Below are 13,964 nucleotides of genomic sequence, written 5' to 3' on the forward strand. Positions count from 1 at the left end.
CGAATCTTTCGAGGACGAGAACTGGCCCGGCGACCCGGCGTGGTGGGCGGCCGGCGACCCGGAGCAGCAACGAGCCGCCAGCCCTTGTTCATTTCTTGCAAGAACACGACGTACGATTGCGGCCGTGACGAAACGCTTGACGGAGGTGGCCCGCAAGGCGGGCGTCAGCGAGGCCACCGTGAGCCGCGTGCTCAACGGGCGCGGGGGCGTGTCCGAGGCGACCCGGACCGCGGTGCTGACGGCGCTGGACGTGCTCGGCTACGAGCGTCCGACCAAGCTGCGCGGCGAGCGGGCCCGGCTGGTCGGCCTGGTCCTGCCCGAGCTGCAGAACCCGATCTTCCCGGCGCTCGCCGAGGTGGTGACCGGCTCCCTCGCCCAGCGCGGCTTCACACCGGCTCTCTGTGCCCGCACGATCGGCGGGGTGTCCGAGTCGGACTACGTGGAGATGCTCCTCGACCATCAGGTGTCCGGCGTGATCTTCGCGGGCGGGTCGTACGCCCTGGCCGACGCCACGCACGAGCACTACCGCCGGCTGACCGACCGGGGCCTGCCCGTGGTGCTGGTCAACGCGGGTGTCGACGAGCTGGGCTTCCCCCGGGTCTCCACCGACGACGCGGTGGCGGTCGAGCAGGCGTACGGGCACCTGCGCTCGCTCGGGCACGAACGCATCGGCATGGTGCTCGGTCCAGAGGGGCACGTCCCGTCCCGGCGGAAGCTGGCCGCGATGATCCAGGCCGCGGGCTGGGCCGACGACACCGCGTACGTGGAGCGCTCCAGCTTCTCGATGGAGGGGGCGCGGGTCGCCGCGACGAAGCTGATCGAGCGTGGCGTCACCGGTGTCATCTGCGCCAGTGACGTGCTGGCCCTGGGCACCATCCGCGCCGCGCGGCGGCTGGGCCGTGCGGTGCCCGCCGACGTGTCCGTGGTGGGCTTCGACGACTCCGCCTTCATGACCTGCACCGACCCGCCGTTGACCACCGTTCGGCAGCCGATCGAGACCATGGGGCAGGCCGCGGTGGACCTGCTGGTCACCCAGATCGAGGGAGCCGGCGTGCTGCGCGACGAGCTGCTGTTCGAGCCCGAACTCGTGGTGCGGGGCTCCACCGCGCCCGTCCCCGGCCGCTGACCACCGCGCCGGGCGCCGAGCGGGCGCCCGGCCCTCGACCGGCTGCCTGACCTCCCGGCGACCTTCCGGCCGTCGACCGCTGCACCGCGGTCGGCGGCCGTTCTCGTCGTGGCCCACCGAGCTGGGAACGAAGCGGACTGGAGCCGGAACCGAGGCGCACGCGGGAAGCTGTCGACATCTGTCGTCACAAAGTCGTGTCCTTTCACATCGCGATCGAAACCTTGCCGCAACTAGTCGGCCTCGCTACAGTGACTCCACTCACACCCGGCCTCGACGCCGGGCGGTGGCGATCACGGCAAATCAAGCGAAGGCCATGGATACCCCGTTCCCCGAAGGGATGGACAGATGTCCGTACCGCAGTACCGGAAGGCTGCGGCGATAGCGCTCGTGGCCGGCCTGGGGCTCAGCCTGACGGCTTGCTCCACGAAGAGCGACGACGCGGCGAAGGACGCCAGCGGCAAGGTCACCATCACCGTCGACTGCCAGCCGGTCGGCGCCCAGAAAGAGCTGCTGAAGAACTGGAACGACGACGTGGTCGAGTTCCAGAAGCAGAACCCGAACATCGTCATCAAGAGCGTCAGCGTCGGCGAGCAGTGCAACAACCCGCCGGACTTCACGGCCCGCCTCGCCGGCGGCACGGTGACCGACGTGTTCTACGGGTACATGACCGATCTCCAGCAGGTGCTCGACTCCGGTCAGGCCATGGACATCACGGAGTACGCCAACAAGGACAGCATCCCGACCTGGGACAGCGTCGACCCGGCGCTCAAGGGGGTCTTCACCGACGGCGGCAAGCTCTACGCCGTCCCGGTGAAGAACTACTCGATGGGCCTGGTCTACAACAAGGTCCTGTTCCAGCGGGCCGGCCTCGACGTGAACAACCCACCCAAGACGTGGGCGGAGGTCCGGGAGGCGGCCAAGAAGATCTCCGCGCTGGGCAACGGCATCGCCGGCTACTCCGAGTACAGCGCCGGCAACACCGGCGGCTGGCACTTCACCTCCCTGCTCTACTCGCAGGGCGGCCAGGTGCTGAGCGAGGACGGCAAGAAGGCCGACTTCAACAACGCGATGGGCAAGCAGGTCCTGCAGAACCTCAAGGACATGCGGTACGGCGACAACAGCATGGGCAGCCGCCAGCTGCTCCAGTGGGGTGACCTGCTGACCAACGCCGGCGCGGGCAAGGTCGGCATGTTCATCGGCGCCCCGGACGCCACCCAGGCGATCGTCAGCCAGTTCCAGGGCAAGTTCCAGGACTGGGCCATGGGCCCGCTGCCCGGCCAGGACGGCGCGGCGAAGGCGACGCTCGGCGGCGGCGAGGGCTACTTCTTCAAGAAGGGCCTGACCCCCGAGCAGGTCAAGGCCGGTCTGAAGTGGATCGCCTACCAGAAGTTGACCCCGGGCAAGGGCCAGTTCGACTACGTCCGGGCCAAGCCGCAGAACTACCCGGTCGGTCTGCCCCAGCCGCTGCTGTTCGCCAACGGCAGCGACGCCCAGAAGGAGGAGCTGGAGCTGCGCAAGGCGAACGCCAACGTCGACACGGCGAACTTCGCGATCTTCGAGGCGAACCCGGTCCCGATCAAGGGTGAACCCCGCAACGCGCAGGCGATCTACGCGGTGCTCGACGCCGCGATGTCCGGGGTCCTGACGAACCCGAACGCGAACATCGACGCGCTGCTCAAGACGGCCGAGGACAAGGTCAACCAGCTGCTGGCCACCGCCAGCTGAGCCCACGGGTGTGGGGGCCGGCGCACCGGCCCCCACGCCCCGCCCCGTCCCGTCCGGCCACCGACTTCCGCAGGAGAAGCCTTGGCGATCACCACCGTCCCGGGTACCACCAGGCAACCGGGCCGCCCCGAGCCGCCGTACCCGTCGAGCCGCCGCGCGACGAGCCTCGGCCGCAAGGTCCGGGACAACCTCACCGGGCACACGTTCCTGATCGGGGCGCTCGTCTGCTTCGCCGTCTTCTCCTGGTACCCGATGGTCCGCGGCATCGTGATGAGCTTCCAGCGCACCCGCCGGGGCGAGACCACCTGGGTGGGCTGGGACAACTACACCCGCATCATCGCGGACCCCAGCTTCTGGACCGCCTGGAAGAACACGTTCTACTTCACGTTCCTCGCGCTGGTCCTCGGGTACGCGGTGCCGTTCTTCGTGGCGATCCTGCTCAACGAGTTCCGCCACGCCAAGGGCTACCTGCGGATCCTGGTCTACCTGCCGGTGATGCTGCCGCCCGCCTCGGCGCTGTTCCTCTTCAAGTTCTACGCCTACGACCCCAGCGAGGCGGGCCTGTTCAACGCGGTCCTCGCGGCGCTGCACCTGCCGACCTCGGAGTGGATGCAGTCACCCGGGATGACCATGCCGGCCATGGTGCTCGCGTCGACCTGGATGAACATGGGCAGCGCGGTGCTCATCTACCTGGCGGCGTTGCAGAACATCCCCGGCGAACTCTACGAGGCGGCCGAACTCGACGGCGCCGGCATCTGGCGGCGGATCCGGCACGTCACCATCCCGCAGACCCGGCTGATCCTCGCGCTCCTGGCGATGATGCAGATCGTCGCCACCATGCAGCTCTTCATCGAGCCGCTGATCCTCGCCAACGGCGCGGGCACCGGGGACTCGGCGACGTCGGTGGCGTACCTCATCTACCAGCACGGGTTCTTCCAGAACGACCTCAACGGCGCCGCGGCGCTCGGCGTGATCATGCTCGTCGTGCTGGCCGGCTTCTCCGCCGTGTACGTGCGGCTGACCGCGAGACAGGACTAGGACGGACGAGGAATGGCACAGGACTCCGGGACCCGGACCCTCATCTCCCAGGCCCAGCTCGAACGGGGGCGCGGCCGGATCATCTACTGGACGCTGCTCGTCGTGGTCGTCGTGGGGTTCACGCTCGTCTTCGTCGGGCCGCTCTACTGGATGGTCACCGGCGCGCTCAAGTCCGGCCAGGAGATCGCGCAGACGCCGCCGTCGCTGTTTCCCAAGGACCCGCAGCCGCAGAACTACGTCGACGCGTGGCGCAACCTGGACCTCGCCAAGCTGCTGTTCAACACGTTCTACTACGCGACCGGCGCGGTGCTGTTCCAACTCGTCCTGGACACGGCGGCGGCGTACTCGCTGTCGAAGCTCCGGCCGATCTTCGGCAACGCGATCCTCGGCCTCATGCTGGCGACGCTCATGATCCCGGCCATGGTCCTCATCGTGCCGCAGTACGTGACCGTGATCGACCTGCCGATCCTGCACGTCAACCTGCTCGACTCGCCGTTCGCCATCTGGCTGCCGCTGGTCGCCAACGCGTTCAACATCTTCCTGCTGAAACGGTTCTTCGACTCGATCCCCGAGGACCTCATGGCGGCGGCCTTCGTGGACGGGGCGACCCCGCTGCGCACGCTCTGGTCGATCATCCTGCCGATGTCGCGGCCCATCCTCGGCGTGGTCTCGATCTTCGCGGTGACGGCGGTCTGGAAGGACTTCCTCTGGCCGAAGCTGGTCATGCCGTCGCCCGAGACCCGGACGGTCAGCGTCGGCATCTACGCCTTCTCCGGTGGCACCCCCATGAACGTGGTGATCGCCGCCTCGGTCATCGCCGCGATCCCGACCGTCGTGATCTTCCTGATCTTCCAGCGCAACATCATGTCCGGCCTGACCACCGGCAGCCTCAAGGGCTGACCACGCCGGACACCACCGGCGAAACCCCCCGCGGCGACCGACGACCGTTCGCCCGACACATCCAGGTCCGGCGAACCCGCCGACGTACCGACGCAGAAAGCAGGTGCTCGTGTCCACAGCAGACAGCGGTCCGTGGTGGCGTGGAGCGGTGATCTACCAGGTGTACCCGCGGAGCTTCGCCGACGGTGGCGGCGACGGCGTCGGCGACATCGCCGGCATCCGGTCCCGGCTCCGCTACCTGTCCGAGCTCGGCATCGACGCGATCTGGTTCAGCCCCTGGTACCCCTCCCCGATGGCCGACGCCGGCTACGACGTGGCCGACTACCGCGACATCGACCCGGTCTTCGGCACCCTCGCCGAGGCGGAGGCGCTGATCAGCGAGGCACACGCGCTGGGCATCCGGAGCATCGTCGACATCGTGCCGAACCACTGCTCCGACGCGCACCCCTGGTTCCAGGCGGCCCTCGCCGGCGGGCCGGACGCGCCCGAGCGGGAGCTGTTCTGGTTCCGCCCGGGTCGCGGCCCGAACGGTGACGAGCGGCCCACCGACTGGGTCGGCGAGTTCGGCGGCCCCACCTGGACCCGGACCGTCAACCCGGACGGCACCCCCGGCGACTGGTACCTGCACCTGTTCGCCCCCGAGCAGCCGGACTTCAACTGGGACCACCCGCGGGTGCGCGCCGAGTTCGAGGACGTCCTGCGGTTCTGGTTCGACCGGGGCGTCGACGGCATCCGGATCGACTCGGCCGGGCTGTTGGTCAAGGACGGCACGCTGCCCGAGACCCGGCCCGACCGGCCGCACCCCTTCCGCGACCAGGACGGGGTGCACGAGATCTACCGGGGCTGGCGCCGGGTCGCCGACTCCTACCCCGGCGACCGGGCGCTGATCGGCGAGGTGTGGCTGCCGGACCGGCAGCGGTTCGCCAACTACCTGCGTCCGGACGAGCTGCACGCCGCCTTCAACTTCGACTTCCTCGGCTGCGCCTGGGACGCCTCGGCGCTGCGCGAGAGCATCGACGGGACGCTGCACGCGCACGCGCCGGTCGGCGCGCCGGCCACCTGGGTGCTCTCCAACCACGACGTCACCCGGCACGTCACCCGCTACGGCCGGGCGGACACCCGGTTCAGCTTCGCCGCCAAGCGCGAGGGCATCCCCACCGACCTGGAACTGGGCACCCGCCGCGCCCGCGCCGCCGCGCTGCTCTCCCTGGCGCTGCCCGGCGCCGCGTACGTCTACCAGGGGGAGGAGCTGGGGCTCTGGGAGGTCGAGGACATCCCGTACGAGCTGCGCCAGGACCCCATGTGGGAACGGTCCGGCCGGGTCGACCCCGGCCGGGACGGCTGCCGGGTGCCGCTGCCCTGGGCCGGTGACGCCCCGCCGTTCGGGTTCAGCCCCGACGGCGCGGCGGCCGGGCCCTGGCTGCCGCAGCCGGCCGACTGGAAGGACCGCACGGTCCGTGCCCAGACCGGCGACCCGCACTCGATGCTGGAGCTCTACCGCGCGGCCCTCGCGATCCGCCGCTCCGAGGCGGCGCTCGGCGACGGCGCGCTCACCTGGCTGCCCGCCCCCGACCGGGTGCTCGCGTTCGCCCGGGAGCCCGGCTTCACCTGCCTGGCCAACCTCTCCGCTGCCGCCGTGCCCCTGCCCGGGCACGAGCGGCTGCTGCTGGCCAGCGGTCCGCTCGACGACGACCGGCTGCCGCCGGACACCGCGGTCTGGCTGCGCACCGGCTGACCCGTCCCCGGCGCCGGCGGCCCCTCCGCCGGCGCCGTCCGCCGCGCCACCCGAACAGGAGGGAGGGGAGGAACCACCGCACCGCACGGGGGACCTGGCCATCCGACGAAAGGGAGCGCACCCCTCATGGCCGATCACACCACCCCGCACCACCCCCGCCGCAGCCGGCTCCGCGCGGGGCTCGCCGTCCTCGCCGGCGCCGCGCTGGCCGCCACCTCCGTCACCGTCGTGGCGCTCACCACCACCGCCACCCCGGCCCGCGCCGCCGGGCTGTCCCCGTTCGACATCGCCGGTCGCGGCGCGACCGTTCCCTTCGTCGAGCAGGAGGCCGAGAACGCCGCCCACACCGGCACCCGGATCGGCCCCGACCGCCGCTACGGCACCCTCCCGTCGGAGGCGTCCGGCCGGGAGGCGGTCACCCTCGACGCCGTCGGCGAGTACGTCGAGTTCACCCTCACGGCGCCGGCCAACGCGGTCACCTTCCGGTACAGCCTGCCGGACAACGCCGCCGGCACCGGCCGGGACGCGAGCATGGACCTGCGCGCCGGCGGCGCCCTGGTCAAGTCCGTCCCGGTCACCTCCCGGTACGGCTGGTACTACGGCGGCTACCCGTTCAACAACAACCCGGGCGACACCAACCCGCACCACTTCTACGACGAGACCCGCACCCTGTTCGGCACCACGTACCCGGCTGGCACGAAGATCCGCCTCCAGGTCTCCTCGACCGCCCAGTCGCCCACCTTCACCATCGACCTGGCCGACTTCGAGCTGGTCGGCGGGCAGATCGCCAAGCCCACCGGCGCGCTGGACGTGGTCACCGACTTCGGCGCCGACCCCACCGGCGCCACCGACTCGACGGCGAAGTTCCAGGCCGCGGTCGACGCCGGCCGGGCGCAGGGGAGGACCGTCTGGATCCCCGCCGGCACCTTCACCCTCTGGGACCACGTGGTGGTCGACGGGGTGACCCTGCGCGGCGCCGGGCCCTGGTACTCGGTGCTCGGCGGCCGGCACCCCACCGACCGCAAGCGGGCCGCCGGCATCTACGGCAAGTACGTGCCCGGCGGTGGCTACGGCGGCGAGATCCGGTCGCACGAGGCCGGTGGGCCCAGCCGCAACGTCACCCTGCGGGACTTCGCCATCATCGGCGACATCCGCGAGCGGGTCGACGAGGACCAGGTCAACGCCCTGGGCGGGGCCATGTCGAACTCGGTGGTGGACAACCTCTGGTTGCAGCACACCAAGGTCGGCGCCTGGATGGACGGCCCCATGGACAACTTCACCATCCGCAACAGCCGGATCCTCGACCAGACGGCCGACGGGGTGAACTTCCACTGGGGTGTCACGAACTCCACGGTGACGAACACCTTCGTCCGCAACACCGGCGACGACGGCCTGGCCATGTGGGCGCAGAGCGTCCCGAACGTCAACAACGCCTTCACCTTCAACACCGTCGGCGTGACGATCCTGGCCAACAACCTGGTCACCTACGGCGGCCGGGACATCCGGATCACCGACAACGTGACCGCCGACTCGGTCACCAACGGCGGCGGCATCCACGTGGCCAACCGCTATCCCGGCGTGAACGGCCCGACCGCCGTCGCCGGCACCGTGACCGTCGCCCGCAACACCCTCATCCGCAACGGCAACTCCGACTACAACTGGCGCTTCGGCGTCGGTGCGCTCTGGTTCTCGGCGCTCAACGAGCCGATCCAGGGCGCCACCATCAACGTCACCGACACCGACATCCTGGACAGCTCCTACGCGGCGCTGCACTGGATCGAGGGGCAGACCAGCGGGATCAACCTGAACAACGTGCGCATCGACGGCGCGGGGACCTTCGCGCTCCAGGTGCAGGCGCCCAGCCAGGTCAGTTTCACGAACGTGCGGGCCACCGGCATCGCCCAGGCCAACCCCATGTACAACTGCGTCGGCAGCGGCTTCCAGATCACCCAGGGCGCCGGCAACTCCGGCTGGTACTCGGCGAACCCGTACTGCGGGCCGTGGCCCGAGCCGCAGTGGGGCAACGGCCCGTCCACCCCGCCCACCCCGACCCCGACCACCCCGACGCCGAGCCCCACCCCGACGCCGAGCCCCACCCCGACCACCCCGCCGCCGTCGGGCGGCAACCTGGCGCTCGGCCGTCCGGCCACCGCGTCCAGCAGCACCCAGACGTACGCGGCGGCGAACGCCGTGGACGGCAACGCCGGGACGTACTGGGAGAGCGCCAACAACGCCTTCCCGCAGACGCTGACCGTCGACCTCGGGTCGGCGCGCACCGTCGACCGGGTCGTGGTCAAGCTGCCGCCCGGCTGGGAGCGGCGGACGCAGACCCTGTCGCTCCTCGGCTCCACCGACGGGTCGACCTGGACCACGCTGAAGGCGTCGGCCGGCTACACCTTCGACCCCGCCACCGGCAACACCGTCACGATCCCGCTGGCGGCGGGGGAGCGGCGGCACCTGCGGCTCAGCGTCACCGGCAACACCGGCTGGCCGGCCGGCCAGGCCGCCGAGTTCGAGGTGTACGGAAGCACCGGCACCACCCCGCCGCCGACCACCACGCCGCCCCCGACCACCACCCCGCCGCCGCCCAGCGGCAACCTGGCCGCCGGGCGGCCGGTCACCGAGACCAGCCACGCCGACGTGTACGGCGCGGCGAACACGGTCGACGGCAACGCCGGCACCTACTGGGAGAGCGCCAACAACGCGTTCCCGCAGTCGCTCACCGTGGACCTCGGCGCGACGTACCCGGTGTCCCGGGTGGTGCTGAAGCTGCCGCCCTCGTCGGCCTGGCAGACCCGCACCCAGACGCTGTCGGTGCTCGGCTCCACCGACGGGTCGACCTGGACCACCATGAAGGCGTCGGCCGGCTACACGTTCAACCCGGCCACCGGCAACACCGCCACCATCACCTTCCCGTCCGCCGGGCGCCGGCACCTGCGGCTGACCTTCACCGGCAACACCGGCTGGCCCGCGGGCCAGCTCGGCGAGTTCGAGGTGTACGCCACCTGACCGCCCCGGGGTCCCCGCGGCGCGGCGGGGACCCCGTCCACCCCCCACCACACCCACCTCTCCACGTCCCCGGAAGAAGGTGTCCCTCCACCATGTCCAGATTCCGTACCCGGCTGGTCGCGGTGCTCGCCGCGGTCGCGCTGGCCGTCACGGCCCCGCCCCCCTCCCCGGCCGCCGCGGCCGGCGGCCCCAACCTCGCGCTCGGCCGCACCGCCACGGCCAGCAGCGCCAACGGCCCCTACGCGGCCGGCAACCTCACCGACGGCAACGCCGGCAGCTACTGGGAGAGCGCCGGCGGCACGTTCCCCCAGTGGGCCCAGGTCGACCTCGGTTCCGCCCAGTCGGTCGACCAGGTCGTGCTGAAGCTCCCCACCGGCTGGGAGTCCCGCACCGAGACCCTGTCGGTGCAGGGCAGCACCGACGGCAGCACCTTCACCACCCTGGTCGCCTCGGCCGGGCGCACGTTCAGCCCGGCCAACGGCAACACGGTCGCGCTGAGCTTCCCGGCCACCAGCACCCGCCACGTCCGGATCACCGTCACCGCCAACACCGGCTGGGCCGCCGCGCAGCTCGCCGAGCTGGAGGTGTACGGGGCGGCGAACTCCTCCACGAACCTGGCCCTGGGCCGGACCATGGCGGAGAGCGGCCACTCCGACGTCTACGGTGCGGGCAACGCCAACGACGGCAACCCGGCCACCTACTGGGAGAGCGCCAACAACGCGTTCCCGCAGTGGATCCGGGTCGACCTCGGCGCCGCCGTGGCGGTCAACAAGGTGGTGCTGAAGCTCCCCGCCGGCTGGCCGGCGCGCACCCAGACGCTGACCGTGCAGAGCAGCACCGACGGGTCCACCTTCGGCACCCTTGCCGGCTCCGCCGGGTACGCGTTCAACCCCGGCAGCGGCAACACGGTCACCGTCACCTTCGGCACGGCCACCACCCGGTATGTGCGGCTGCTGTTCACCGCCAACACCGGCTGGCCCGCCGGTCAGCTCGCCGAGCTGGAGGTCTACGGTCCGGCCACCGGCGACACCCAGCCGCCGAGCGCCCCCGGCAACCTGGCCCTCACCGAGCCCGCCGCCGACCAGGTCCGGCTCACCTGGACGGCGTCCACCGACAACGTCGGCGTCACCGGCTACGACGTGTACGCCAACGGCACGCTGCGCACCAGCGTCGGCGGGTCGACCCTCACGTACACCGACACCCAGCCGGCCGGCGCGACCGTCTCCTACACCGTCCGGGCGCGCGACGCGGCCGGCAACCAGTCGGCGCCCAGCAACACCGTCACCCGCACCGGCAACACCGGGGACACCACGGCGCCGACCGCGCCGGGCAACCTGGCGTACACCCAGCCGGCGGCCGGTCAGATCCGGCTGGCCTGGACGGCGTCGACCGACAACGTCGGTGTCACCGGCTACGACGTCTACGCCAACAACGCGCTGCGCGGCAGCGTCAACGGCACGACCCTGACGTACACCGACACCCAGCCGGACACCGCGACCGTCTCGTACTACGTCCGGGCCCGGGACGCGGCCGGGAACGTCTCGGCGACCTCCAACACGGTCACCCGCACCGGCAGCACCCCGGGCGGCACCAACCTGGCCGCCGGCAAGCCGATCACCGCCTCGTCGGTGGTGCACGTGTTCACCGCGGTCAACGCCAACGACGGCGACGTGACGACCTACTGGGAGGGGGCGCCGGGGGCGTACCCGAGCACGCTGACCGTCGCGCTGGGCGCCAACGCGAGCATCAGCGCGGTCGTCGTCAAGCTCAACCCGGACCCGGTGTGGGGGCCGCGCACCCAGACCTTCCAGGTGCTCGGCCGAGAGCAGTCCGCCTCCGGCTTCACCTCCGTGGTCGGCTCGGCGACGTACTCGTTCAACCCGACCAGCAGCAACACGGTGACCATCCCGGTCAGCGCCACCGCCGCGGACGTGCGGCTGCAGTTCACCGCCAACTCGGGCTCGTCCAACGGGCAGGTCGCCGAGTTCCAGGTGATCGGCACCCCGGCGCCGAACCCGGACCTCACCGTCACGGCCCTGTCCGCGGCGCCGTCCGCGCCGGTGGAGACCGACCCGGTCACCCTCTCCGCCACCGTCCGCAACGCCGGCACGGCGCCGGCCGCCGCGTCCGCGGTCACCTTCTCCCTGGGTACGACGAAGGTCGGCACCGCGGCCGTCGGCGCGCTCGCGGCCGGGGCGTCCGCGACCGTGTCGGTGAACATCGGCGCCCGCAACGCCGGCACCTACGAGGTGACCGCCACGGCCGACGAGGCGAACACGGTCATCGAGCAGAACGAGTCGAACAACAGCCGGACCGCCTCGCTGACGGTCAGCGCGGTGCCCAGCTCCGACCTGGTCGCCGGGTCGGTGGCCTGGTCACCCGGCACGCCGAGTGCCGGGGCCACGGTCGGCTTCACCGTGTCGATCCGCAACCAGGGCACGGTCGCCTCGGCCGGCGGGGCGCACGGCATCACGCTCACCGTGCTCAGCGACACCGGCGCGGTGGTGCGCACCCTGACCGGCTCGTACAGCGGCACCCTGGCGGCCGGGGCGACCAGCCCGGCGGTCAGCCTGGGCAGCTGGACGGCGGCGAACGGGCGGTACACCGTACGGGTGGTGCTCGCCGCCGACGCCAACGAGCTGCCGGTCAAGCAGCAGAACAACACCAGCGAGCGGCCCCTCTTCGTCGGGCGGGGCGCGAACGTCCCGTACGACATGTACGAGGCCGAGGACGGCCGGGTCGGCGGCGGGGCGCAGGTGCTCGGGCCGAACCGGACCATCGGCGACCTGGCCGGCGAGGCGTCCGGCCGCCGGGCGGTCACCTTGAACACCACCGGCGCGTACGTCGAGTGGACCACCCGGGCGCCCACCAACACCCTGGTGACCCGCTTCTCCATCCCGGACGCCCCGGGCGGCGGCGGGATCGACTCGACGTTGAACATCTACGTCAACGGGGTGCTGCACAAGCCGATCAACCTCACCTCGAAGCACATCTGGCTCTACGGAGCCGAGGCCGGCCCCAGCGATTCCCCGGGCGCCGGCGCGCCCCGCCACCTGTACGACGAGGCCAACGTGATGTTGAACTCGACGGTCCCGGCCGGCGCCACCATCCGGCTCCAGAAGGACCCGGCCAACAGCACCACGTACGCGATCGACTTCGTCAACACCGAGCTGGTGTCGCCCCGGGCCAACCCGGACCCGGCCCGGTACGCGGTGCCGAACGGCTTCAGCCACGCCGACGTGCAGAACGCGCTGGACGCCGTCCGGATGGACCCGACCGGCAACCTGGTCGGCGTCTACCTGCCGCCGGGTACCTATGACACCGCCCAGAAGTTCCAGGTGTACGGCAAGCCGGTCAAGGTGGTGGGCGCGGGCATGTGGTACACCCGCTTCCAGACGCCCACCAACCAGCAGAACACCGACGCCGGTTTCCGGGTGGAGTCGTCGGCGAGCGGGTCGACCTTCGCCCACCTGGCCTTCTTCGGCAACTACACCAACCGGATCGACGGCCCGGGCAAGGTGTGGGGCGAGCTGAAGGACGTCGACAACATGACGCTGGACAGCGTCTGGGTCGAGCACACCGTCTGCGCCTACTGGGGCGTGAGCGTGAGCGGCCTGACCATCCGGGACAGCCGCTTCCGGGACACCTTCGCCGACGCGGTGAACATGACCAACGGCAGCACGAACAACCTGGTCACCAACTCGGAGGGCCGCTCCAACGGCGACGACGCCTTCGCGCTGTTCTCCGCGACCGACCAGGGCGCCTCGGGCGGCAACCACGGCAACGTGTTCGAGAACCTGACCGCCACACTGACGTGGCGGGCGGCCGGGGTGGCGGTGTACGGCGGCTACGACAACGTCTTCCGCAACCTGTACATCGCCGACATGCTGACGTACTCGGGAATCACCGTCAGCTCGCTGGACTTCGGCTACCCGTTCGTCGGTTTCGGGGCCAGTCCGCCCACCCAGTTCCAGAACGTCTCGCTGATCCGGGCGGGTGGGCACTTCTGGGGTCAGCAGACCTTCCCGGCCCTGTGGCTCTTCTCCGCCTCCAAGGAGTTCCGCGGCATCCGGATCTCCGACGTGGACATCGTCGACCCGACGTACTCCGGGATCATGTTCCAGACCAAGTACAACGGCAGCCAACCGGAGAACCCGGTCACCGACACGGTCCTGACCAACGTGTCGATCTCCGGGGCGAAGCGCAGCGGTGACGCGTTCGACGCCAAGTCGGGCTTCGGCATCTGGGTCAACGAGATGCCCGAGGCCGGGCAGGGCCCGGCGGTCGGCTCCGCCACCTTCACCAACCTCCGGCTCACCGACAACTACCAGGACATCCGGAACACGACCAGCACGTTCACCATCAACCGGAACTGATCCTCGGATCAGCGGCGCCGCCGGGAGGCCCCGTCCTCCCGGCGGCGCCGGGCTG

General features: G+C 71.1%; 7 protein-coding genes. All 7 read left to right on the forward strand.

Translation table 11 applies throughout. From position 1 onward, the window contains the following. The first annotated feature begins 124 nt into the window (after window positions 1–124). The 7 genes from ABZ452_RS20730 to ABZ452_RS20760 all read left to right on the forward strand — a co-directional run bounded on the left by ABZ452_RS20730 (window position 125) and on the right by ABZ452_RS20760 (window position 13,909). A complete protein-coding gene (locus ABZ452_RS20730; RefSeq protein WP_357945182.1) occupies window positions 125–1,126 on the forward strand; it encodes a LacI family DNA-binding transcriptional regulator in 1,002 nt (333 codons plus the stop codon). Window positions 1,127–1,471: 345 nt separating this feature from the next. Then, window positions 1,472–2,851: an extracellular solute-binding protein gene (locus ABZ452_RS20735; protein WP_357945184.1), complete on the forward strand. Its 1,380-nt coding sequence runs from the start codon at window positions 1,472–1,474 to the stop codon at window positions 2,849–2,851. An 81-nt stretch (window positions 2,852–2,932) separates the two neighbouring features. Continuing rightward, window positions 2,933–3,889, forward strand: coding sequence for a sugar ABC transporter permease (locus ABZ452_RS20740; protein ID WP_357945186.1), 957 nt, complete (start codon window positions 2,933–2,935; stop codon window positions 3,887–3,889). A gap of 12 nt (window positions 3,890–3,901) precedes the next feature. Then, window positions 3,902–4,789, forward strand: coding sequence for a carbohydrate ABC transporter permease (locus ABZ452_RS20745; protein ID WP_357945188.1), 888 nt, complete (start codon window positions 3,902–3,904; stop codon window positions 4,787–4,789). Between the two features lie 109 nt (window positions 4,790–4,898). Further along, the gene (locus ABZ452_RS20750; RefSeq protein WP_357945191.1) at window positions 4,899–6,524 is read left to right on the forward strand and encodes a glycoside hydrolase family 13 protein; all 1,626 of its coding nucleotides are present in this window, start codon (window positions 4,899–4,901) and stop codon (window positions 6,522–6,524) included. 126 nt (window positions 6,525–6,650) lie between these two features. Continuing rightward, entirely contained in the window at window positions 6,651–9,533 is a 2,883-nt protein-coding gene (locus ABZ452_RS20755; RefSeq protein WP_357945194.1) for a discoidin domain-containing protein, read from the forward strand. 92 nt (window positions 9,534–9,625) lie between these two features. Further along, the gene (locus tag ABZ452_RS20760; protein ID WP_357945197.1) at window positions 9,626–13,909 is read left to right on the forward strand and encodes a discoidin domain-containing protein; all 4,284 of its coding nucleotides are present in this window, start codon (window positions 9,626–9,628) and stop codon (window positions 13,907–13,909) included. The last annotated feature ends 55 nt before the right edge of the window (window positions 13,910–13,964 follow it).

Origin of the sequence: Micromonospora sp. NPDC005707, assembly GCF_040631005.1 — a bacterium.
GTDB lineage: Bacteria > Actinomycetota > Actinomycetes > Mycobacteriales > Micromonosporaceae > Micromonospora.